This window comes from Phreatobacter sp. (genome assembly GCF_016793595.1).
Lineage (GTDB): Bacteria > Pseudomonadota > Alphaproteobacteria > Rhizobiales > Phreatobacteraceae > Phreatobacter.
In genome coordinates, this window is record NZ_JAEULY010000004.1 from 1,046,440 (window position 1) to 1,068,119 (window position 21,680).

23 protein-coding genes are annotated in these 21,680 nt (G+C 68.4%); 11 read left to right on the top strand and 12 right to left on the bottom strand.

All coding sequences use genetic code 11. The annotated features are described in order from the left end of the window. Positions 1–5: 5 nt before the first annotated feature. A complete protein-coding gene (locus tag JNK84_RS09200) occupies positions 6–620 on the top strand; it encodes a hypothetical protein (RefSeq protein WP_293423216.1) in 615 nt (204 codons plus the stop codon). Here JNK84_RS09200 and JNK84_RS09205 read toward each other — a convergent pair. After that, the gene (locus JNK84_RS09205) at positions 617–2,290 is read right to left on the bottom strand and encodes a formate--tetrahydrofolate ligase (RefSeq protein ID WP_293423218.1); all 1,674 of its coding nucleotides are present in this window, start codon (positions 2,288–2,290) and stop codon (positions 617–619) included. The genes JNK84_RS09200 and JNK84_RS09205 overlap by 4 nt on opposite strands. A gap of 141 nt (positions 2,291–2,431) precedes the next feature. On the opposite strand from JNK84_RS09205, the gene JNK84_RS09210 reads away from it, so the two are divergent. Further along, positions 2,432–3,355 (top strand): 2-dehydro-3-deoxygalactonokinase, encoded by a 924-nt coding sequence (locus tag JNK84_RS09210; RefSeq protein ID WP_293423220.1) that lies wholly within the window; start codon positions 2,432–2,434, stop codon positions 3,353–3,355. A 3-nt stretch (positions 3,356–3,358) separates the two neighbouring features. On the opposite strand, the gene arfB is transcribed toward JNK84_RS09210, so the two are convergent. The 3 genes from arfB to JNK84_RS09225 all read right to left on the bottom strand — a co-directional run bounded on the left by arfB (position 3,359) and on the right by JNK84_RS09225 (position 5,767). Then, positions 3,359–3,778 carry an alternative ribosome rescue aminoacyl-tRNA hydrolase ArfB gene (arfB, locus tag JNK84_RS09215; protein WP_293423222.1) on the bottom strand — a complete coding sequence of 140 codons (420 nt, stop codon included), beginning with the start codon at positions 3,776–3,778 and terminating at the stop codon, positions 3,359–3,361. A 35-nt stretch (positions 3,779–3,813) separates the two neighbouring features. Further along, positions 3,814–4,761 (bottom strand): dihydrodipicolinate synthase family protein, encoded by a 948-nt coding sequence (locus JNK84_RS09220; protein ID WP_293423224.1) that lies wholly within the window; start codon positions 4,759–4,761, stop codon positions 3,814–3,816. Positions 4,762–4,864: 103 nt separating this feature from the next. Continuing rightward, the gene (locus JNK84_RS09225) at positions 4,865–5,767 is read right to left on the bottom strand and encodes a LysR family transcriptional regulator (protein ID WP_293423226.1); all 903 of its coding nucleotides are present in this window, start codon (positions 5,765–5,767) and stop codon (positions 4,865–4,867) included. Between the two features lie 157 nt (positions 5,768–5,924). Between JNK84_RS09225 and JNK84_RS09230 the strand changes: the two genes are divergently transcribed. The 6 genes from JNK84_RS09230 (at position 5,925) to JNK84_RS09255 (ending at position 11,594) form a co-directional block, all read left to right on the top strand. Further along, positions 5,925–6,758, top strand: coding sequence for a transporter substrate-binding domain-containing protein (locus JNK84_RS09230; protein ID WP_293423228.1), 834 nt, complete (start codon positions 5,925–5,927; stop codon positions 6,756–6,758). Beyond that, positions 6,758–7,492, top strand: a complete 735-nt coding sequence (locus tag JNK84_RS09235) for an amino acid ABC transporter ATP-binding protein (RefSeq protein ID WP_293423230.1) — start codon at positions 6,758–6,760, stop codon at positions 7,490–7,492. The genes JNK84_RS09230 and JNK84_RS09235 overlap by 1 nt, the downstream gene beginning before the upstream one ends. Beyond that, positions 7,489–8,172 (top strand): amino acid ABC transporter permease, encoded by a 684-nt coding sequence (locus JNK84_RS09240; protein WP_293423232.1) that lies wholly within the window; start codon positions 7,489–7,491, stop codon positions 8,170–8,172. The genes JNK84_RS09235 and JNK84_RS09240 overlap by 4 nt, the downstream gene beginning before the upstream one ends. A gap of 4 nt (positions 8,173–8,176) precedes the next feature. Then, the gene (locus JNK84_RS09245) at positions 8,177–8,842 is read left to right on the top strand and encodes an amino acid ABC transporter permease (protein ID WP_293423234.1); all 666 of its coding nucleotides are present in this window, start codon (positions 8,177–8,179) and stop codon (positions 8,840–8,842) included. Positions 8,843–8,871: 29 nt separating this feature from the next. Next, positions 8,872–9,807 carry an N-carbamoyl-D-amino-acid hydrolase gene (locus JNK84_RS09250; protein ID WP_293423236.1) on the top strand — a complete coding sequence of 312 codons (936 nt, stop codon included), beginning with the start codon at positions 8,872–8,874 and terminating at the stop codon, positions 9,805–9,807. A gap of 158 nt (positions 9,808–9,965) precedes the next feature. After that, on the top strand, positions 9,966–11,594 hold the full coding sequence (locus tag JNK84_RS09255) for an ABC transporter substrate-binding protein (RefSeq protein ID WP_293423238.1): 1,629 nt from the start codon (positions 9,966–9,968) through the stop codon (positions 11,592–11,594). Positions 11,595–11,623: 29 nt separating this feature from the next. On the opposite strand, the gene JNK84_RS09260 is transcribed toward JNK84_RS09255, so the two are convergent. The 5 genes from JNK84_RS09260 to JNK84_RS09280 form a co-directional block, all read right to left on the bottom strand. Next, complete coding sequence (locus JNK84_RS09260) at positions 11,624–12,946, bottom strand: class I adenylate-forming enzyme family protein (RefSeq protein ID WP_293423240.1); 1,323 nt, start codon at positions 12,944–12,946, stop codon at positions 11,624–11,626. Between the two features lie 11 nt (positions 12,947–12,957). Next, the gene (locus JNK84_RS09265) at positions 12,958–13,641 is read right to left on the bottom strand and encodes an SDR family NAD(P)-dependent oxidoreductase (protein ID WP_293423242.1); all 684 of its coding nucleotides are present in this window, start codon (positions 13,639–13,641) and stop codon (positions 12,958–12,960) included. After that, entirely contained in the window at positions 13,638–13,952 is a 315-nt protein-coding gene (locus JNK84_RS09270) for an acyl carrier protein (RefSeq protein WP_293423244.1), read from the bottom strand. The genes JNK84_RS09265 and JNK84_RS09270 overlap by 4 nt, the downstream gene beginning before the upstream one ends. A gap of 89 nt (positions 13,953–14,041) precedes the next feature. Next, positions 14,042–15,697 (bottom strand): glucose-6-phosphate isomerase, encoded by a 1,656-nt coding sequence (gene pgi, locus JNK84_RS09275; protein WP_293423246.1) that lies wholly within the window; start codon positions 15,695–15,697, stop codon positions 14,042–14,044. Between the two features lie 94 nt (positions 15,698–15,791). Continuing rightward, on the bottom strand, positions 15,792–16,310 hold the full coding sequence (locus JNK84_RS09280) for an RNA pyrophosphohydrolase (protein ID WP_293423248.1): 519 nt from the start codon (positions 16,308–16,310) through the stop codon (positions 15,792–15,794). A gap of 79 nt (positions 16,311–16,389) precedes the next feature. Here JNK84_RS09280 and JNK84_RS09285 point away from each other — a divergent pair, with 79 nt between their 5' ends. Beyond that, the gene (locus tag JNK84_RS09285) at positions 16,390–17,157 is read left to right on the top strand and encodes a DeoR/GlpR family DNA-binding transcription regulator (RefSeq protein WP_293423250.1); all 768 of its coding nucleotides are present in this window, start codon (positions 16,390–16,392) and stop codon (positions 17,155–17,157) included. 41 nt (positions 17,158–17,198) lie between these two features. Here JNK84_RS09285 and JNK84_RS09290 read toward each other — a convergent pair whose 3' ends face one another. From JNK84_RS09290 to JNK84_RS09300, 3 genes are all read right to left on the bottom strand, one after another. Continuing rightward, positions 17,199–18,095 (bottom strand): copper resistance D family protein, encoded by an 897-nt coding sequence (locus tag JNK84_RS09290; RefSeq protein WP_293423252.1) that lies wholly within the window; start codon positions 18,093–18,095, stop codon positions 17,199–17,201. Between the two features lie 18 nt (positions 18,096–18,113). Then, positions 18,114–19,313: an MFS transporter gene (locus JNK84_RS09295; protein ID WP_293423254.1), complete on the bottom strand. Its 1,200-nt coding sequence runs from the start codon at positions 19,311–19,313 to the stop codon at positions 18,114–18,116. A gap of 98 nt (positions 19,314–19,411) precedes the next feature. Beyond that, positions 19,412–20,038 (bottom strand): hypothetical protein, encoded by a 627-nt coding sequence (locus JNK84_RS09300; RefSeq protein WP_293423256.1) that lies wholly within the window; start codon positions 20,036–20,038, stop codon positions 19,412–19,414. 204 nt (positions 20,039–20,242) lie between these two features. Here JNK84_RS09300 and JNK84_RS09305 point away from each other — a divergent pair, with 204 nt between their 5' ends. After that, positions 20,243–21,247 carry a Bug family tripartite tricarboxylate transporter substrate binding protein gene (locus JNK84_RS09305; RefSeq protein WP_293423258.1) on the top strand — a complete coding sequence of 335 codons (1,005 nt, stop codon included), beginning with the start codon at positions 20,243–20,245 and terminating at the stop codon, positions 21,245–21,247. After that, positions 21,244–21,657: a GNAT family N-acetyltransferase gene (locus JNK84_RS09310; RefSeq protein WP_293423260.1), complete on the top strand. Its 414-nt coding sequence runs from the start codon at positions 21,244–21,246 to the stop codon at positions 21,655–21,657. The genes JNK84_RS09305 and JNK84_RS09310 overlap by 4 nt, the downstream gene beginning before the upstream one ends. Positions 21,658–21,680: the final 23 nt, after the last annotated feature.

Genomic DNA, 21,680 nt, shown 5'->3' on the forward strand with positions numbered 1-21,680 from the left:
CGGCCGTGCCGCTCACCAATCGCGTCGATCCCTTCGGTGCGATTGCGGCTGTGCCCGATCGCGGGCTGATGTACGGCAACCGGGGCGGCCGCTTCCACCGCGACGACAAGACCATCGGGGCTCGGCCGTGGGCATCCCGGCAATGGATTTGCTGCGTGCTGTCGTTCAAGGGCCGTAGGCGCGCGCCGCTGATGGGCAGCGGCTTCACCGAACTGTTCTTCCTCGACGAGGTGACGGCGCTCGCGAGTGGCCATCGCCCCTGTTTCGAGTGTCGGCGGGCGGATGCGACGCGCTTCGCGGCGGCATGGGCGAGGGCGAAGGGCTTGCCAGCACCGCCGAAAGCGCCGGAAATGGATGTCGTGCTCCATGCCGAGCGGCTGGACGGGCGGGACAAGCGGGTTCACGCCGCTGATATCGGGGACTTGCCGGACGGCGCGATGATCGCGCGGGATGGCCGGGCGTGGGCGGTGCGCGGCGATGTGCTCCTGCCCTGGTCGTATGGCGGCTATGGTGCCCGCCAAGGGCGAGGATCGGGATCAGCTGCGGTGCTGACCCCACCAACGATGATCGCGGCGCTGCGGAACGGGTTTGAGCCGGTCTGGCACCCGAGCGCAGGCTAGAACAGTCCCTCGATCTGGCCCTGTTCGTTGAGATGGATGCCCTCCGCCGCCGGCAGTTTCGGCAGGCCCGGCATGGTCATGATCTCCCCGCATATGGCGACGACGAAGCCGGCGCCCGCCGCGAGCCGCACCTCGCGCACCGGCACGACATGGCCGGACGGCGCGCCGAGCAGGGTCGGATCGGCGGAGAAGGAATATTGCGTCTTGGCCATGCAGACCGGCAGGTCGCCGTAGCCGGCGGCCTCGAAAGCGGCAAGGTCCGCCGCCGCCTTGGGCGCGATGGCGACCTCCGCGGCACGGTAGATGCGCGTCGCGATGGTCAGGATCTTGCCGGCGAGCGGCATGTGATCCGGGTAGATTGGCTGGAAATGCGCCTTGCCGCCCTCGCAGAGCTCCACGACCTTGCGGGCGAGTTCCTCGGCGCCGGCAGCGCCATCCGCCCAGTGGCTGCACTGCACCGCCTCGACGCCGAACTCGTCGCGGCAGATGTTGGCGATGAGCTGGTGTTCGGCTTCGGTGTCGGTGGTGAAATGGTTGATCGCGACGACAACCGGCAGGCCGAAGGCGCGGACGTTCTCGACGTGGCGACCGAGATTGACGATGCCGGCGCGGAGCGCGTCGAGGTTTTCGCGGGCGAGGTCGATCTTGGCGACACCGCCATTCATCTTCAGCGCGCGGACGGTGGCGACGACGACGGCCGCATCGGGCTTCAGGCCGGCCTTGCGGCACTTGATGTCGAAGAACTTCTCCGCGCCGAGATCGGCGCCGAAACCGGCCTCAGTCACCACGTAGTCGCCGAGCTTCATGGCCGCGCGGGTGGCGATGACCGAGTTGCAGCCGTGCGCGATATTGGCGAAGGGGCCGCCATGGATCAGCGCGGGCGAACCCTCGATGGTCTGGACGAGATTCGGCCGGATGGCGTCCTTGAGCAGCACGGCCATGGCGCCGGCCGCGTTGAGGTCGCCGGCGGTGATCGGCTTCCTCGCGCGGGTATAGGCGACGACGATGCGGGAGAGCCGCTCTTCGAGGTCATCGAGGTCGTTCGCGAGGCAGAAGCAGGCCATGACCTCGGAGGCGACGGTGATGTCGAAGCCGTCCTCGCGGGCATAGCCATTGCCACCGCCACCGAGGCCGTTGGTGATGGCGCGCAGTGCGCGATCGTTCATGTCCATGACGCGCCGCCAGACGATCTTGCGCGTGTCGATGCCGAGCGAATTGCCCCAGTAGACGTGGTTGTCGACGAGCGCCGCCAGCAGGTTGTGGGCCGAGGTGATGGCGTGGAAATCGCCGGTGAAATGGAGGTTGATCGCCTCCATGGGCAGGACCTGCGCCTTGCCGCCGCCGGTGGCGCCGCCCTTGGTGCCGAAGACCGGCCCGAGCGAGGGCTCGCGCAGCGCGATCACCGTGCGCTTGCCGATACGGTTCAGGCCGTCGCCGAGACCAACCGTGGTGGTGGTCTTGCCCTCTCCCGCCGGCGTCGGATTGATGGCGGTGACGAGGATCAGCTTGCCGTCCGGCCTGTCCTTCAGCGACGCCAGATAGTCAGCGTCCAGCTTGGCGATGTGGCGACCATAGGGCTCCAGCGCGTCGGCGGGAATGCCCGCGGCCCCGGCGATCGCGGCGATGGGCTTCATGGTCGCGGCGCGGGCGACGGCGAGGTCATGAGACATGAGCGATGATCTGCGCTGTGGAAGGGCCGGCTTCACGATAGTTGCGGGCGGGATTAAATCGACGCGCGCCGCCCATGCAAGGGGACAACCCATAAGAGCGGCCGGATGACGCGGCAGAGGCGGAATGAGCGGGGGACAAGCATGGGCAGCGCGGCAGGGATCGGCGCCGGGATCATTGGCGTGGATTGGGGCACGACCTCGTTTCGCGCCGCATTGATGGACGGGACCGGCGCGATCCTCGACCGGATCACCGGCAAGCAGGGCCTGCTCGGCGTCGAGAACCGCGATTTCGAGGGCGTGCTGGAACGGGCGCTGGCCGGCTGGGACGCGGACAGGACGCTGTCCGTGGTCGCCTCCGGCATGGTGACGAGCCGCACGGGCTGGCTGGAAACGCCCTACCTGCCCTGCCCGGCCGGGCCGGCGGAACTGGCGGCGGCGCTCAGCCGGTTCGATACGAAGGGCGGACGGCGCATCGCCTTCGTCACCGGCATGAGCTTCCGCCACGCGGACGGCGCGCCCGACGTGATGCGCGGCGAGGAAACGCAGATCGCCGGTCTCGGCATTGCCGGCGAGCGGCTCGCGGTCATGCCCGGAACCCATTCGAAATGGGTGAGTGTGTCGGGTGGGCGCATCATCGGCTTCAGGACCGCGATGACCGGAGATGTCTTCGCAGCGGTCAAGGACCATACGGTGCTGAAACTGACGACGGCGGAATCGACGGGCTCCACGGAAGCCTTCGCGGCTGGCGTGCGAACAGGCGCGGCGGATGACGGGGCGGGCCTGCTTGGCAAGCTGTTCCGGCAGCGGGCCGGCTCGCTGCTCGGAGACTTCCCGGCCAACGAGACGGCGGAGCGGCTGTCCGGCCTCCTCATCGGCGCGGAGATCGCCGAGGCGCGGTCGTTTGCTCCCGGTGTCGGCGGCCCCGTGCTGATCGTTGGCGGTGAGGAACTCGCGGCGCGCTATCGGGCGGCGTTCGAGGCGCTCGGGATGGCGAGCGAGGTGGCGGCGCCGGACGCGGCCTTTGCCGGGCAGTTCAGGATCGCAAAGGCGGCGGGACTGGTGTGAGGCCTAATCCATTCCCGGCTTGCCCTGCCGCATCTTCTTGACGCCGGAGCGCTTCTGCTTGCCCTCCAGCCGCCGCTCCTTCGAGGCTCGCGTCGGCCTGGTCGCGATGCGGCGCTTCGGCCGGACGGCAGCCTTGGCGACCATCTCGACGAGCCGCGCCAGCGCATCCTCGCGATTCATGTCCTGCGAGCGGAAGCGGTCGGCCTGGATGACGATGACGCCGTCCTTGGTCAGCCTCGATCCGGCGAGCGGCACGAGCCGCGCCTTGACGTCGGGCGGCAGGGCGGAGCCCGCAAGGTCGAAGCGCAGCTCGCAGGCTGTCGCGACCTTGTTGACGTTCTGGCCGCCGGGCCCGGAGGACCGGACGAAATTGTAGGCGATGTCGTCCGGGTTCAGGTCGAGGAAGGGCGTCACGGCAATCATGGCGCCCTCCCCCGTTCGTTTTGCGCGGTAAAGCCTTACGCGGCCTTGGCGCGGGCGTCGAGCTTCGACAGGCGGTCGAACAGATAGTCGACCTCGGCACGCGCCTTGGCGGAGAGCGGCGCGCCCGGCTTGCGCTGGGCTTCCGAGGCGATGACGCCGCGCTTCTTGAGGAGGTACTTGCGCACAGCGAGGCCCGCGCCCGGCTGCTGCTCGTAGCGGATCATCGGCAGATGGGCGTCGAACAGGTCGTGGGCCTGATCGCGCTTGCCGGCCTTCTGGAGCTTCACGACATCGACCAGCATGTCGGGGAAGGCGTAGCCGGTCATGGCGCCGTCGGCGCCGCGCTCGCATTCGAAGTCGAGGAACAGGCCGCCATTGCCGCAGAGGATCGAAACGTGGCGCTGCGAGCCGTCGGCCTCGAAGCCGCGCAGCGTCGAGATCTTCTCGAGACCCGGCCAGTCCTCATGCTTGAGCATGACGCAGGAGGGCAGTTCCTGAATGATCGAGCGGATGACCTTCGGGCTCATCTGCACGGAGAAGGTCAGCGGGAAATCCTGGATGCAGAAGGGGATGTCGTCGCCGATCGCGTCCACCGCCTGCTTGTAATAGGTGAGGATCTGGTCGTCGGTGCGCAGCGTGTTGGGCGGCGCGATCATGACGCCGGCGGCGCCGGCGTCCATCACCGTGCGCGCGAGCGACTTCATGGCCGCGAAGCCCGGCGCGGAGACGCCGACAATGACCGGCATGGACGGGCCGGCGCGCTTGATGATCTGCTTCGAGATCCCGACCGATTCCTCACCGGAGAGCTTCGGCGCCTCGCCCATGACGCCGAGAATGGTCATGCCGTCGCAGCCGCAGGCGCGATAGAAATCGACCATCGAGTCCGTCGATTTCTCGTCGATCCGCCCGTCCTCGTGGAACGGCGTCGCCGCGATCACATAGACGCCGCTCGCGATGGAAAGGTCGATGCCGTTGGCCTTCATGGCTGCTTCCTCGGATGGGTGGGCAATTTTCGCGCTGCGGATCGCATGAACGGAGGCCGGGGTCAAAGGCCGCCGCCGCAGGGCTGGCCTGATGCGGGATGCATCAGGGCTTGTAGGAATGCTCGGCGCGAGCGGCCTCCGCCTGCACCTCCTTCAGGAAGGCGCGCACGACGCGCTTCATCGGCTGATGCCGTGCGGTGAGGGCGAAGGCCTCGATGGGCACGCGCGGCGACAAGGGCCGCGCGGCGAGCTGGTAACGGCCGCCGACGACGGCGAAGGAATCGACCACGGCGATGCCGACGCCGCTCTCGGCGAGCAGGCAGGCCGTGGAACTGTAGCGCGTCTCGATCATCGTCCGCTCCTGCAGGGCGGGCGTCCAGAAGCCCTGGTGGAGCGCCACACCGAGCGGCGTGCCCGGCTCGAAACCGATCAGCGGATAGTCGGCAAGGTTGCGGGCGGAGACTTCCGAGCGGTCGGCCAGCGGATGGTCGGGCGGACAGACGCAGACCATCTGCCCCGACGAGATCGGGCTCGCCTCGGTGCCGGCGCGCTGCTGCGGCGCAAGCGAGAAACCGACATCGGCAAAGCCGGTCTCGACGCCTTCGACGACGCCCGGCGTGCGACGCACGTCGAAGAAAACGTGCATGTCCGGCCGGTTGCCGAGGAAAGCCTTCAGCGCACGCGGCACGAGGGCATTGGCCAGAGCCGGGGTGGACAGGACGCGCAGGCTGCCGGTCCGCGTGTCGCGCAGATCCTTCAGCTTCTGCGAGAAGGCCCGGTAGAGCGAGAAGATCGGCTCGGAACCGCGCATCACCTCGCGTGCCTCGTCGGTCGGCACGAGGCGATTGCCGACGCGGTCGAACAGCGGCACGCCGAGCTGGGCCTCGATCTGCCGGATCGCATTGGAAACGGCGGGCTGGGAGATCGCCAGCGCCTCCGCCGCGCCGACCGTGGTCTGGCAGCGGATCACCTCCCGGAAAATTTCCAGCTGTCGCAGATTCAGCATGCGGCGTTCCTCGTGCCCGCGCGGCAGGCAATATAATCTCTAATTATATTCGACCGTCCATTTTTCATTGTCGCTGATATTGAGGCCTCTCCCCACCCGTGATTTCGTTGCGGCTTCCGCCGACAGAGCGGTGTTACCGGACAGAGGGGTTCGTCACATGATCCGCCACCTGATCGCCGCCGCAGGCCTCGCGGCCCTCATGGCCGCGCCCGCCCATGCTCAGGCGCCGATGCGCACCGCCGTCGACGGCACCTTCGCGCCGCACGCCTTTCCGAACCTTGCCGGCGGCGGCGTGCAGGGCTTCAACATCGACCTCGCCCGCGAGATCGCCAAGCGCCTGAACCGGCCGATCGAGATCACCGCGACGCAGTTCTCGGGGATCATTCCGGGTCTCAATGCCGGCACCTACGACTTCGTCGCCGCCCCCGTCACCGCCACCAAGGAGCGCGCCGAGAGCATGCTCTTCACCGAGGGCTATCTCGACACCGACTTCCGCCTCGTCACCCGCCGCGGCGACGCGCCGATCACCGACCTCGCCTCGCTGCGCGGCAAGACGGTCTCGGTCAATCGCGGCTCGGCCTACGAGATCTGGGCGAAGTCGATGGAAGCGACCGTCGGCTGGACCGTCGAGGCCTTCGGCACGCAGACCGACGCCGTTCAGGCGGTGATCGCCGGGCGCGCCGTCGCCAATGTCACGGCCGAGACGGTCGCGGCCTTCGCGGTGAAGAACAACCCGCAGATCAAGCTCGACTACCTGCACAAGACCGGCCTCGTCTGGGCCATTCCGGTCCGCAACGGCGACACGGCAATGCGCGACTCCATCGAGAACGCCATCGAGTGCATGAAGAAGGACGGCACGATGGCGACGATCTTCGAGCGCTGGTTTGGCATCAAGCCGCGCCCGGACTCGGCCGCCGCGACCATCTTCCCGGGCTCCGGCATTCCCGGCATGGCCGGCTATGTCGCCACCCCGCGCGAACCGCGCTGCTGATGTCCTCCCTGCTTGAGGTCCGGGGCCTGAGAAAGAGCTTCGGCGGCACCGAAATCCTGCGCGGCATCGACTTCTCCGTCGCCGCGCAGGAGCTGGTCTTCGTCATCGGGCCTTCGGGCTCGGGCAAGTCCACCATGCTGCGCTGCTGCAACCGGCTGGAGGAGCCGACGGCCGGCCACGTCCTCGTCGACGGGGTCGACCTGATGGCGCCCTCCACCGACATCAACGCGATGCGGCGGCAGATCGGCATGGTGTTCCAGGCCTTCAACCTCTACCCGCACATGACCGCGCTCGGGAACGTGACGCTGGCGCTGCGCAAGGTGCTGGGCAAGCCGCGCGAGGAGGCCGAGGCCGTCGCGCTCGCCGCGCTCGACCGCGTGGGCCTCAAGGAGAAGGCCGGCAACTACCCCTCCGAACTCTCCGGCGGCCAGCAGCAGCGCGTCGCCATCGCGCGAGCGCTGTCGCTCGAGCCGAAGATCATGCTGTTCGACGAGCCGACCTCGGCGCTCGATCCGGAGCTGGTCGGCGCCGTGCTCGGCGTCATGCGCGACCTGAAGGCGGCGGGGATGACCATGGTCGTGGTCAGCCACGAGATGCGCTTCGCGCGCGACGCGGCCGACCGCATCGTGTTCATGGCGGACGGGCAGATCGTCGAGCAGGGCACGCCGGCCGAGGTGTTCGGCAATCCGCAGCACCCGCGGGCGCGCGAGTTCGTGGCGGAGCTGTCGCGGTGACCGGGCTCGACCGTTTCCGCGACGCCTTCCTCAAGCCGGAACTGATCGAACGCTACCTGCCGGACATCCTGTCGGGCATCGCGGTGACGTTGCAGATCGCGGTTGCCGTGGTCATCACCGGCCTTGCTCTCGGCCTCGTGCTGGCGATCGTGCGCAGCTACGGCTACCGGCTCGCCAACGCGCCGATCATCGTCTTCGTCGACGTGTTCCGGGCACTGCCGCCGCTGGTCGTCATCCTCATCGTCTATTTCGGCCTGCCCAATCTCGGCGTGAACATTCCGAGCTTCGCGGTGCTGTGGCTGGTCCTGTCGCTGGTGCTGGCGGCCTTCGCCGAGGAAATCTTCTGGTCGGGCCTCATCTCGGTGCGCCGGGGGCAGTGGGACGCGGCGCGCTCCACCGGCCTCTCGCACTGGCAGGCGCTGACCTCCGTGGTGCTGCCGCAGGCGATCCGCATCTGCGTGCCGCCGCTGACCAACCGCACCATCGCCGTGACCAAGAACACCGCGCTCGGCACGGTGATCGGCGTCGGCGAGATCATGAACCAGGGCACCTCGGCCATGTCGCTGTCGGGCAATGCGACGCCCCTCATGATGGCCGCCATCGCCTATATCGCGATCTTCGTGCCGGTGGTCGCGCTCGGCTCGTGGATCGAGCGGCGCTTCGCCTGGAAGAAGGCGTGACGCCATGGACATCTTCCTGTTCCAGTTCTTCAACCTCGACATCATGCGGCAGGCGCTGCCGCTGATCCTCGACGGCGCGAGGATGACGCTGCTGCTGTGCCTCGCGGTCATCCCACTCGGGCTCGTGGGCGGCCTGATGGTGGCGACCGGCTCGATCTCGACCTCGCGCATCACCCGCATCCTGACCAAGGGCTATGTCGATTTCTTCCGCGCCGTGCCACCGCTGGTGCTGCTGCTGGTGATCTATTCCGGCCTGCCCTTCGCGGGTATCCGGCTGTCGCCGTTCATGGCGGTGTGCATCGCCTTCTTTCTCAACGCGTCGAGCTTCTACGGCGAGATCTTCCGGGCCGGCGTCGAGTCGGTCGGCAAGGGGCAGTGGGAGGCGGCGCGTTCGACCGGCCTCACCTGGATGCAGACCTATCAGAGCGTGGTGCTGCCGCAGGCCAGCCGCAACGTGCTTCCGGACCTCGTGTCGAACACGGTCGAGGTGATCAAGCTGACCTCCATCGCCTCCGTCGTCTCGTTCACGGAACTGCTCTACGCGGCCGACATGGCGCGCTCGGTGACCTACAACACCTCGCCCATCGTGCTGGCCGCCATCCTCTACCTCGCCGTTCTCTGGCCCGTCGTCCGGCTCGTCAGCCGGCTGGAGCACAGGCTCGGTCACTGACCCCCGATCTGCCCCGCAGGAGTGCCGCCATGGCCCGCATCGTCACTGTCGCCGCCGCCCAGCTCGGCCCCATCCAGCAGGCCGAGGGCCGCCAGAGCGTCGTCGCCCGAATGATCGCGCTGATGGAGGAGGCGCATGCCCGAGGCGCCAACTTCATCGTCTATCCGGAACTCGCGCTGACCACCTTCTTCCCGCGCTGGTACGAAGAGGACCGGTCCAAGATGGACCACTGGTTCGAGGCGGCGATGCCGAGCCCGGCGACGCAGCCGCTGTTCGACAAGGCCAGAGCGTTCGGCATGGCGATGAGCTTCGGCTATGCGGAACTGACGCCGGAGGGCCGGCACTTCAACTCGTCGATCCTCGTCGATCGCAACGGCGCCATCGTCGGCAAGTACCGCAAGACCCACCTGCCCGGCCATGTCGAATACGACACCGAGCGCAGCCACCAGCATCTGGAGAAGCGCTATTTCGAACCGGGCGACACCGGCTTCCCCGTGTGGAACTTCGAGGGCGGCCTGATGGGCATGGCGATCTGCAACGACCGCCGCTGGCCGGAAACCTACCGCGTCATGGGCTTGCAGGGCGTCGAGATGGTCGTGCTCGGCTTCAACACGCCCTCGGTCAACTCGCAGCGCGGCGCGGAGGGCCTGGATGACCGGCTGTTCCATCATCGCCTGTCGTGCCAGGCCGGCGCCTACCAGAACGCCACCTGGGTCGTCGCGGTGGCGAAGGCCGGCACCGAGGACGGCAACCACCTGATGGGCGGCACGCTGATCGTCGATCCCAATGGCAAGATCGTCGGCGAGCTCGACCATGAGGACGACGGCATCCTCGTCCATGCCTGCGACCTCGACGATACCGTGTTCGGCAAGGAGACGATCTTCGATTTCAAGCGCCATCGGCGGGTCGAGCATTACGGCCTGATCACCGAGCGCACCGGCGTCGGCGCACCGCTGGGGCGCTGACTGCCGCAACGGCAGGCATGCCCGCGATTTCGGCAGACTGCGGGGATTCCGGTCACCGTCAGCGGAATTTCCCTGTCGAAATGGCAGCGATCTGCGGGGCTAGCCGTGGCACGTGAATTGTATGCAACGCCTCCAGGTCACGAATCCGGAGGCTCGTCATGGCTCGCAGTGCCCTTTCCCGTCGCACCGTCCTGAAAGGCGCGGCACTCGCCGCCGGAGCCGCCTCGCTGCCCGGCATGGTGGCCGGTCAGGCTGCCGCGCCGCTGCGCATCGGCATCTCGCTCTCCGACGTGCCGCGCATGTGGGGCGGACCGGAAGGCGGCTTCGAGGGCATCCGCTTCGGCGGCTACATGGCGTTCGACGCGCTGATCAACTGGGACCTGTCGAAGGCCGACGCGCCTTCGACGCTGACGCCCGGGCTCGCGACCGCCTGGGCCGTCGATCCCGCCGACAAGAAGCGCTGGCTGATCACGCTGCGCGAGGGCGTCACCTTCCACGACGGCACGCCCTTCGATGTGGACGCGGCCATCTGGAACCTCGATTCGATCTTCAAGGCCGATGCGCCGCAGTTCCACCAGCCGCGCGTCGGGCTGGTGCGCTCGCGCCTTTCCTCGCTGGCGGCCTACGAGAAGGTCGATGCCAAGACCATCGCCATCACGACCAATGTCGTCGATGGCATGTTCCCCTATCAACTCTCCTTCATGTGGTACGTCTCGCCCGCGCGCTGGAAGGAACTCGGCGGCGACTGGCAGAAATTCACCCAGCGGCCGGCCGGCACCGGCCCCTACAAGGTCGTCTCGGTGACGCCGCGCGAGCGCGTCGAGCTAGAAGCCAACACCGCCTACTGGGATGCGAAGCGCGTGCCGAAGACCGGGCGCACCGTGCTGCTGCCGATTCCCGACGGCAATGCCCGTATCGCCGCGCTGCGCGCGGGTACGATCGACGTCGCCGAAACACTGCCGCCGGACGCCATCCCCTCGCTGAAGGCGGCGGGCATGCAGGTGGTCCAGAATTCCTATCCGCACATCTGGTCCTGGCGGCTCAACGTCAACCCGGGAACGCCCTTCGCGGACGTGCGGGTGCGCAAGGCGGCCAATCTCGCCATCGACCGCGAGGGCATGGTGCAGTTGCTCTCCGGCACGGCGCGGGCCGCCAAGGGCAAGGTGCTGCCGGGCGATCCCTGGTACGGCAATCCGACCTTCGACATCCGCTACGACGTGGAGGCGGCGAAGAAGCTGATGATCGAGGCCGGCTACGGCCCGAACAAGCGGCTGGACGTGGTCGCGGTCATCGCTTCCGGCGGCGGCGGGCAGATGGTGCCCATGCCGATGAACGAGATGATGCAGGAGAACCTGAAGGACATCTTCATCGACGTGAAGTTCGAGGTCGTCGATTTCACCACCATCATCAACATGCTCAGGGGCGGCACGCGCTCCGACCAGCAGAAGGGCTTCCACGCGCTGAATATCGCCATTCCCTCCATCGACCCGACAACCGGCTGGGTGATCTACGATTCCGCGCTGACCAATCCGCGCGGCGTCAACTGGGGCTGGTACAGCAACCCCGCAGTCGATGCGGCCATCAAGGCGATGCGCGAGGCTTTCGAGCCGGGCGCGCAGAACGAGGCCATGGGCAAGCTGCACACGCTGCTGGTGGACGATGCGGCGGCGCTGTTCGTGGTCCATGACCTCAACCCGCGGGGCCTGTCGCCGCGGGTGAAGGGCTTCGTGCAGGCGCGCAACTGGTTCCAGGACTACACGCCGATCACCATCGGCCCGGCGGCGTGAGCCTCAGGCGCGGGTGCGCACGGTGAGGCTTACAGCCGCTTGAACCGGTGGCCGACCTCGACGGTCTCGAAGACGACGCGGTGGGGCCGCAGCCCCTCCGGCAGCAGGCCGCGAAAATGCGCCGACAATTCCTGCCGCGTGACCGAGGCACCCTCGCGCAACTGCACCCTGACCTCGATATGCTCGCCGGTGATCGGATTGGCGCCGGCCATGGCCTTGGCCAGCGCGACGGCCGGGTGCAGCAAAGCGGCACGCTCGATCTCGCCGGGCAGGATCTTGCGCCCTCCGACATTGATCACTTCGCTGGTACGGCCGACGACGCGGATGAACTCGCCGCGCGCCTCGACCACGTCGCGGGTGTCGTACCAGCCGTCCGCCGCGAACGGTGACGGGGCGTTGAGATAGCCGAGCATGCGGCCGGCCGCCCGTATCTCCAGCACGTTGTCGGCGTCGCGGATGCGGGTCTCCACGCCCTCGCCGCCGACCTTCATGAACAGGCTGTCGCGCGCTTCCGACTTCACGCGGAGGATGCCGAGTTCGGACATGCCGTAGGTCTGGCGCAAGTCGATGTCCGGCAGGCCCGCGCACAGGCGCCCGAGCGTCGGCTCGTCCATGCGCTCCGTGCCGTAGGTGATCACCCGCAGCGAGCCCCCTGCGAGCCGCGGCACGAGCCCGCCGATGAGGAGCATGCGCAGGAAGGTCGGCGTCGTCGGCAGAAGCTCGACGCCATGGGCGAGAATGTCCGCCGCGACGGCCTCTGCAGTGCGCCGGCTCGGCACCACGACCTGGCCGTTGTTGAACAGGGTGTGCAGCAGCGTGTTGATGCCGCCGATATGGTCGAACAACAGGAAACTGAGCGTGACCAGCGCCTCGCGCGGCGTGCGGAACCGGGCGAGGAACAGTTCCAGATCATGCAGGATGGCCTTCGGACGGCCTGTCGTGCCTGAGGAAAACAGCACGAGGCCGGCATGGCCCGCATCGCGCAGCCGCGCCAGCATGGGATTGTCGAGGCCCGATTGGGATTTGCGCGTCACCTCGCCGCCCTCGATCACGGCATTGACCGCGGCCGCTTCGTGGAAATAGGCGTGATCGGCCTTCGTCTCCGACGTCAGGGGCACAAGAATGGCCTTGCGGTCGATCAGGCCGAGCAGGGCCGCGATGCTCCGGGGATCGAAATCACCGACAAGGGCGACGACATCGCCGGGCGCGATCGCCGACAGGTCGATGCGATCGGCCGCCGCGATGTCGGCGAAAGTCAGGTCGCCGGCCGTCGAGCGCAGGATCGGCCGCTCCGGATCGGCCTGCCGGCTCCGGATCTCCGCGATCAGCCCGCTGTCCCCGTCCCGCGCCATAGCCTTGTCCGTCACGCCCCGCCGATGCGGACGACCTCGCCCGACACCATGGCGGCGGCATTCGAGAGCAGGAAAGCGACGACGTCCCAGACATCGTCCGGCGTGCCCTTGCGCCTGATGACCTGCCGCTCGACCAGCGCGTCGATGGCGGCCGGCGGGACCTTGGCAATGAGATCCGTATCGATAGGTCCCGGTGCGACGCAGTTCACGGTGATGCCGAAGCCGGAGAGTTCCCGCGCGAAGGTGCGGCTGAAGGCCTCCACGCCGGCCTTGGACGCGACATAGACCGACTCCCCGGCCAGCGCGAGCGGCACGGCGATGGTGGAGAAATTGACGATGCGCCCGCCCTTGCGGCGCACGAGCGCGGGGGCGAAGGCCTGCCCGACATGGATGGTGCCGAGCAGGTTCGTGCGCACCACCTTCTCGGCGGTCGCGGCGGGGGTCATCAGCGTGAGGTTCATGGCCGCGATGCCGGCGGCATTGACCACGCCCCAAAGCTCCACATCGCGCCCGACGGCCGAGGCCGCAGCCTTCACGGCGGCGGCATCGCCGATGTCGCAGGCATGAATCGGAAACGGTGCCTCGACGGAATGGCGGGCGAGCCCGATGACGCGATAGCCGGCGGCGAGCGCACGTTCGGCAATGTGGCGGCCGAGGCCGCGGCTGGCGCCGGTCACGACGAGCGTGCGGCTCACGGGCCGGCGCCCTCCATCTGGCGCTCCATGAAGGCGGCGAGAGCGCCGATGGTCTCGAACGGGCTGCGGGTGGCGGAAAAGGCCTTGTCGTTCATCCAGTCGAATGGCTTGCCGAAACGCTCGGCGGCAAAATCCTCGAGCGCCAGCATGATCTCCAGGAGGCCACCGGAATCGACCAGCGCCGCATCGCCGACCAGCGGAGCGGCATCCGTCAGGTCCGCGCCGTCCCCGCCATTGATGTCGACGATCAGTTCCTTGATCCGCGCCGTGATCTCCGCGAGCGGCGTGGCCGGGGGATTCTCCTCGATCACGGATTCCTCGATTCGCTCATCCGACGGTGCGAGGCAGATGTAGCCTGCGCCCGATCACGCGGCAACGACCCGCGCGGGCGAGGCCCGGTTCAGACCCTGAGCTTGCCGAGCTGGCCGAGAAGCCCGGCGGTGGAGCCGTCGATATCCGCGCCCGGCTGCGCCCGACCGGCGACCACCGGCTCGAGCGCGGTTGCCAGTTCCTTGCCGAGTTCGACGCCCCACTGATCGAAGGCGTTGATGCCGAGCACCGCGGCCATGACGAAGACCTTGTGCTCGTAGAGCGCCACCAGCATGCCCAAAGTCGAGGGGTCGAGCTTGCGGTAGAGGAAGGTCGTCGACGGCCTGTCGCCGGGGAAGACCCGGTGCGGGGCGAGTTCGTCCGCCTGCTTCCCGGAAACGCCCTTGTCGAGAAGCTGCGCCCGCGCCTCCTCCAGCGTGCGCCCCCTCATCAGCGCCTGGCTCTGGGCGAGGCAGTTGGCGATCAGGAGATCGTGGTGCTTGCGGCCGCGCTCGTGTGGCGAGGCGGCGATCAGGAAGTCGCAGGGCACGACTTCGGTGCCCTGATGGATGAGCTGGAAGAAGGCGTGCTGCCCGTTGGTGCCCGGCTCGCCCCAGATGACCGGGCCGGTGGCGCGATCGACCGCCGCGCAGGCCAGCGTCACGCCCTTGCCGAGGCTTTCCATATCGACCTGCTGAAGGTGCGCGGGAAAGCGCGCGAGGCGCTGGTCGTAGGGAATGACGGCATGGCTCGCATGGCCGCAGACATTGCGGTGCCAGATGCCGATGAGGCCCATCAGAACGGGAAGGTTGCGCGCGAGCGGCGCGGTGCGGAAATGCTGGTCGACCCGTTCGGCGCCGGCGAGAAAGGCCGTGAAGTGCCGGGGGCCGATGGCGATCATCAGCGCGAGGCCGACCGCCGACCAGACCGAATAGCGGCCGCCGACCCAGTCCCAGAAGCGGAACATGCTGGCCTCGGGAATGCCGAAGGCCTTCACCGCCGAAAGGTTGGTCGAGACCGCCGCGAAATGATGGCCGACCGCCGCCTCGCCGAGCGCCTGCGCCAGCCATGCGCGCGCCGACGTGGCGTTCGTCATGGTCTCGACGGTGGTGAAGGTCTTCGACACCACGACGAACAGCGTGCGCGCGGGATCGAGCCCCTTCAGCGTGTCGGCGATATGCGCGCCGTCGACATTGGAGACAAAACGCACCGCGAGCCCGCGTTTCGCATAGGGGCTCAGCGCCAGCGCCGCCATGGCCGGCCCGAGGTCGGAGCCGCCGATGCCAATGTTCACCACGGTCGAGAAGCGCTTGCCCGTGGCCCCGCGCAGGGCGCCCGAGCGCACGGCATCGGCAAAGGCGAAGCAGCGCTCGCGCTCGGCGGCAACCTCGGGCATGACGTCGCGACCGTCGGTGGGCATGGGCGCGCCGGAGAGATTGCGCAGCGCGACGTGGAGGACGGCGCGGTCCTCGGTCGTGTTGATCCGCTCGCCCGCGAACATGGCGTCGCGCCTCGCCTCCACACCGGTCGCGCGCGCGAGATCGGCGAGCAGGCGGACCGTCTTCGCGGTGAGATGCGTCTTGGAATAGTCCATCAGCACCGGACCGAGCTTCGCGGAGAAGCGCGCGAAGCGCCTGGCGTCCTCGTCGAACAGCGATGCTATCGGCTTGCCCGCCTGCATGCGGCGATGCTCTTCCAGGGCCTCGAAGGCGCGGGCGACGACTTCGGTGGCGACGGCTGCGGTCATGGGGTTCGGATTTCCGGTCTCAGACAAATTGCGGCGCGACCATCGTCAGCCATCGTGACCAGATGATGATCGCCGATGCCCGCCGAAAAGGCGATCATGCCGGCCGCGCAAAAGCCGCGAAGGCGACGGCGATCTCCAGATAGATGTGCCGCTTGTATGGCACGACCAGGTCCGCGACCCGGTCGAGCCGCTCCCACCGCCAGATGTCGAATTCGGGCGCCTCCCCGGCAGCGGGGCTCGCCAGGTCGATCTCGCGCTCGTCGCCGGCGAATCGGAAGGCGAACCACGTCTGCGCCTGCCCGCGCCAGGCGGTAAGGGGATGCGGAGGCCCGCAATAGGGCGGCCAGTCATAGGTGACCTGCCGGCCGAGCGTAGCGATATGCGATACGGTCTCCATGCCGGTTTCCTCGCGAAGTTCGCGCCGAACCGCAACCGCGGGGTCCTCGCCAAAGCCGATGCCGCCTTGCGGAAATTGCCACTCAAAGCCCGGGAAAATCACCTCCGGACCGTCATCACCGAGCCGCCGCGCCAGGAATACAAGGCCGCGCCGGTCGAACACGACAGCGCCAACATTCGGCCGGTAGGGTGCGTCATCGGGGCGCATGCGCGACATTCCGCGGACTTGAGCGCAACGTCCCCATGGACAAGGAACGCGACCTGCTTACTTTCCGTGCAGCGTCAACAGGCATTCGATGGCAAGACCTCTCGCAATCAACCGTCATGATCGCATTCGCGACTATCTGGACGAAACCGGCTCCGTGACCGTCGCCGAACTGGCGGACGAACTGAACGTGTCCCGCGAAACGATCCGACGCGACCTCAAGCTGCTGTCCGACCGCAGCGAGCTCGATATCGTCCACGGCGGCGCGGTCCGCCGGCAAGGCCCCGCGGATGCACCCTCGCCGCTGCGCGCCGCGGACAATAGCGGCGGCAAGGCCGCCATCGCGCGTGCCGCGGCTGCCCTCGTCGAGGACGGCATGGTGGTGCTGCTCGATTCCGGCGCGACGGCGCTCGCCGTCGCCGAGGCACTGACCGCCAAGACGCGGTTGACCATCATCACCAACGGTCTCGCCAATGCGGTGCTTCTGGCCCGCGTGCCGGGATTCCGGGTGGTCATGCTCGGCGGCGAGGTCGATGCCAGCGACGAGGGTTCGGTCGGCATCGATACGATCGAGATGCTGAAGAACTATCGCGTCGACGTAGCCTTCGTGGCCGCGGGCGGCATCGCGGCCGACGGCCAGCCGACCGATTTCACCCGCGTCTGGGCCGAGCAGCGCCGGCGCATGGTCGCCGCCGCCAAGCGGGCCTATTTCATCATCGATTCCTCGAAATTCGAGCGCGAGACGCCGGTCCGCATCGAGGGGATCGACAGCGCCACCGGCATCATCGTGGACCAGTCGCCGGAGCCGCCGCTGGTGACGGCCGTCACGGCGCGCGGGCTGGAAATGCTGGTCGCCTGAGGCATTTTGCGGCAGCCCGCCGCTTTCGGCCGCCATCACGGTCAATTGCGCGCGGTCAGGTCGGCCGCGCCGAGTTCCGCCGACAGGTAAAGAACCAGCAGCGCCAGCAGGATCTGCCGGCCGCAGGACCGGCGGAAGGCGTCGCCCGCCAGCACATCGCCACGCTGCATCAGCCGCACGTGCCGAAAGCGGCAGGCGAAGGCGCCGAGCAGCATGACGGCGACCAGCGCGGACTTGGCGATGACCACCACGCCATAGCCGGACTGATGCAGCCGCAGGGGCGGACCAGCCATGGCGAAGGCCGCCCAGACGCCCGTCGCCAGCGCCAGAACCGCGAAAATCATGGCCTGCCGCGACCAGACGAGCAGCGTCTCCGCAGCCGAACGCGGGTCGCGGCGCAGGGCGATGTTGCGCAGCGGGAACAGACAGCCGAACCAGAAGGCGACCGCCGCCAGATGCACGGCCATGAGCGCCACGGCCTCCTGCCGCTGGCGGAGAGCCGGAGCATGGCCGGATAGCGCGAGGGCAAGCACGACCAGCGCGACACCGGCTGTCGCGATACCGGCTCCCCAGGTCGTCCGGACCCGCGAGAACAGCAGCAGAACGAGCCCCGCCGCCTTGATCAGCGCGGCATCGCCGAAGGCCGAGCGCAGCATCTCGCCATAGAGCGGCCAGCGGGCCGCGCCGTCCCTGATCCCCGAGAGTTCGATGGCGCGGAACGGCCAGAGCGCGGCAGAAGCGAGCACAGCCAGAAGCCAGAACAGGATCAGCCAGCGCCGCGCCGCGCGCGCCTCGTCGGTGGTCAGATGCTCGCTGAGAAAGACCAGGAACAGCGCCGTGCCGCAGGCGCCGAGCGCACCGACAAGCGCCAGCCAGCGCACCGCCACGCCCAGCGCGCGGAGCGGATCGCCCGGCCCCAGCAGCAGTTCCAGAATCATCGCCCCGTTTCCCCCGCTTCAGATTGCGGGACGACGGAACCTCCAGGCAAGGGCGAGCGTCGCTCCGAACGAGATCAGCGATATCGCGAAGAGCAGCGCGAAACCCCAGACTGGTCCGACGAGATCGAGCACGGCTGCATAGGCCGTGGGGGCCGCAGCGGTGACGATCAGGCCCGGCGTCGCGATGGCGGCCAGCACGCCCGCATAGCCGTGGCGGCCGAACAGGACCAGCGGCACCGCTCCCTTCACGATGGTAACGAGGCCGAGCGAGACGCCGAACAGGATGTTGAAGGCCAGGAAGGCGGGCACCGCGACGCCGCCAGCCGCGAGCGGCGCAAAGGCCAGCACCATGATGCCGGTGGAGATGTTGGCGAACAGGAACGGGTCGAGGTTCTTGCCCCAGAGGATCTCGGCAAGCCGGCCGAGGGTCTGGAACACGCCGCGGATCGAGGCGATCCACACGGCGGTCGCGGCCACCATGCCGAGGCTGACCGCCGCGGGGATGAGATGGACCGACAGCGCCGTGGTGATGAAGGAGTTGCAGGCCATGGCGATGGTCAGCATCAGCACGGCGAAGGCGCGCTTTTCCGCCGGGACAAGCGGCTCGGGATCGGGCGCCGTGGCTTCGCCGCCATTGACGCCGCCCGCGACCGCCGCGCCGGGCCGGGGCAGCAGCATGTGCAGCGGCGTGCAGATGACGAGGACCGACAGCGCACAGACGAGCCAGGCGCCGCGCCAGCCGATGGCCTCGTTGGCATAGTGGCAGATCGGCCAGTAGATCGAGGAAGCAAGACCGCCGAACAGCGTCAGGATCGAGATCGGCCGGCGCGCCTTCATGCCGTAGATCTCGACCAGCGTGGCGAAGGCGGCATCGTAGAGGGTCAGCCGCGAGGCGAGCCCGAGGATGACCCACGCGGCGACGTAGAGCACGGGGCTGGTAACCTGCGACAGGAGGCCGAGGCCAACGCCGCCAACCAGCGAGCCCAGCGTCAGCGTCACCCGGCCGCCGCGCTTCTGGATGAAGGCGGCGACGGGCCTGGAGACGATGCCGCCGACCAGCAGCGACACCGAGAAGCCGGCGAAGACGAAGGTCATGCTCCAGCCGAGCTCCTGCGCCATCGGTTTCGCGAGAACCGAGATGCCGTAGAAGATCGTCCCCCAGGAAATGATCTGGGTGAGGCCGAGGGCGGTGACGATGGTGGGGAAGGACTGGAGCATGAAGGGCCGATCAGGACTCAGCGAGCCAATAGGTATAATAATCTAGACGACTCGGCAATCGCCGTTCCACCGAACTTCCGTGCGTCGCGAGCGGAGCGTCAGCATCCATGGAAGCCGGCGCCGGGGATCGGCGCGAACATGACGATGCCGAGCACGCGCGGCGGCGTCGCCGGCTCCAGGACAATGGCGGCCCCCTCCGGGAGCGCGCGGCCGCCGACAGCCTCGCCCAGCACCATGATGGCCGGCGTGCGATGGCCCACGAGCACGCGGTTCGCGCCGGCGCCGACCGGCGCGGACAGCAGCCGCCGATGCTCGCCAAGGACCCAGTCGAGCCGGCTTCCCGAGAAATCGTCCGCCGTCAGCGCGTCGGTGATCCGGACGCGACCGCCGCCGAACGCCTCCGTCGCGGTGTCGGCGGCGCGGAACACCGGGCCGGCCAGAACCGGCCTCTCGACCCGCACGCCGAGCTCGGTCATGGCTTCGCCGATGCGGCGGGACTGCGCGCGGCCAGCTTCCGAAATGTTGCGCTGACCGTCGCGGTCGCCGATCCGGAAGGAGCGGTCGCAGGGCATGCCGGTCGTGTCCGCGTGGCGGAAGAACAACACCAGCCCGCCGCGCCGCAGAGCTTCGAGCAGCGGCCGGGCTTCCGGCGACGTGGCCGCGACGGGCACCAGTTCGCGCGCCGGGGCCGGCCCGGTCGCGACAGCGAGCAAGGCAAGCGCCAAGCCGATCCATCCCGCCCGCATATCGCCCCCTTGCCGCCGCTACGTAGGTTCCGACACCGGCCCATGCGGCGCAAGCGCCGGGAACCGGGTCGCCGCGCATGACGGCGCGACCGCGCGCCGCCTTGGCCTTCGACCCGTCAACCGATAAACACGCTGCCGACACCAGGCGCATGACGACGCCCGGACCGCCAAGGGGAAATCGCAATGCCGCGCACGGCGCCGACACGCAGGACCATCAATCTCTGGGCCGCAGCAGCGCTGACGGGCGCCGCGGCCATCGCCGGCATGGCGGGCCGCGCCGAGGCGCAGGCGCCCTACCCGAACCGGCCCATCCGCGCCATCGTGCCCTTCGCTGCCGGCAGCGCCACCGACATCGTCGCGCGCACCTTCGGCGACCAGATCTCCAAGACCCTCGGCCAGTCGATCGTCATCGAGAACCGCCCGGGCGCCAACGGCATGATCGGCGCCAATGCGGTCGCGAAGGCAGATGCCGACGGCTACACGATCCTGATCGGGACGAACTCGACCAATGCGGCGGCGCCAGCGCTCTACAACAACGTGCCGTTCGACATGCACAAGGACTTCCAGGCGGTGTCCTTCCTGTGCTCCGTGCCGCTCATCGTCGCGGTCTCCAACGAGACGCCCGCGCGCACGCTGCGCGAGTTGATCGACCTCGCCAAGAGCCGGACGGACCTCACCTTCGCCTCGGCCTCCGCCTCGCAGCGCGTCTCCACCGAGATGCTGCTGACCATGACCGGCATGAAGATGACCCACGTCTTCTACCGGCAGGGGCCGGCGGCGATGCAGGATCTGATCGCGAACCGCGTCACCCTGTTCACCGCCGATCTCGGCGTGATGCTGCCGCAGGTGCGCGCCAATACGGTGCGGGCCCTCGCGGTCACGTCGCAGGCACGCTCGCCGCAGATGCCGGACCTGCCGACCGTCGACGAGGCGGCCGGCACCAAGGGCTACGAACTCATCGCCTGGTTCGGCATGTTCGTGCCGGCCGGCACGCCGCCAGAGGCCGTGCGGAAGCTGAACGCCGCAGTTCGGCAGGCCGCGGTCGCCCCCGAACTGGTGCGCGCCCTGTCCGACAATCTCGGCATGCAGATCGCGCCGTCCTCACCCGACGAACTGACCCAGCGCGTGCGCGTCGAGGCCGACAAATGGGCCGAGGCCGTGCGCGTCGCAGGCATCGAGAAGCAATGATCCGCGTCGCGACCAGGGCCGATCTGCCGCGCATCTCCGCAATCCGCATGGCGGTGAGGGAGAACGTGCTGTCCCGGCCGGAGAAAATTACCGCCACGGTCGAGCATCTGATCGACCGCGACGGCTTCTGGGTGTTCGAGGAGGCCGGGGCGATCCTCGGCTTCTCCTCGGCCGATCCACGCGACGGTTCGATCTTCGCGCTGTTCATCGATCCCGCCCACGAAGGGCGCGGCGCGGGGCAGGCGCTCATCGCCGCCGCCTGCGCCTCGCTCGCACGAGCCGGTCACGCCGTCGCCAATCTCTCGACGGAGGAAGGCACGCGCGCCGATCGCTTCTACCGGCAGAACGGCTGGACCGATGTCGGGCGCACCGACAGCGGTGAAGTCATCTTTCAGAAGCCGATCGGCTGATCGTGTCCGGCGACTGGCGGCCT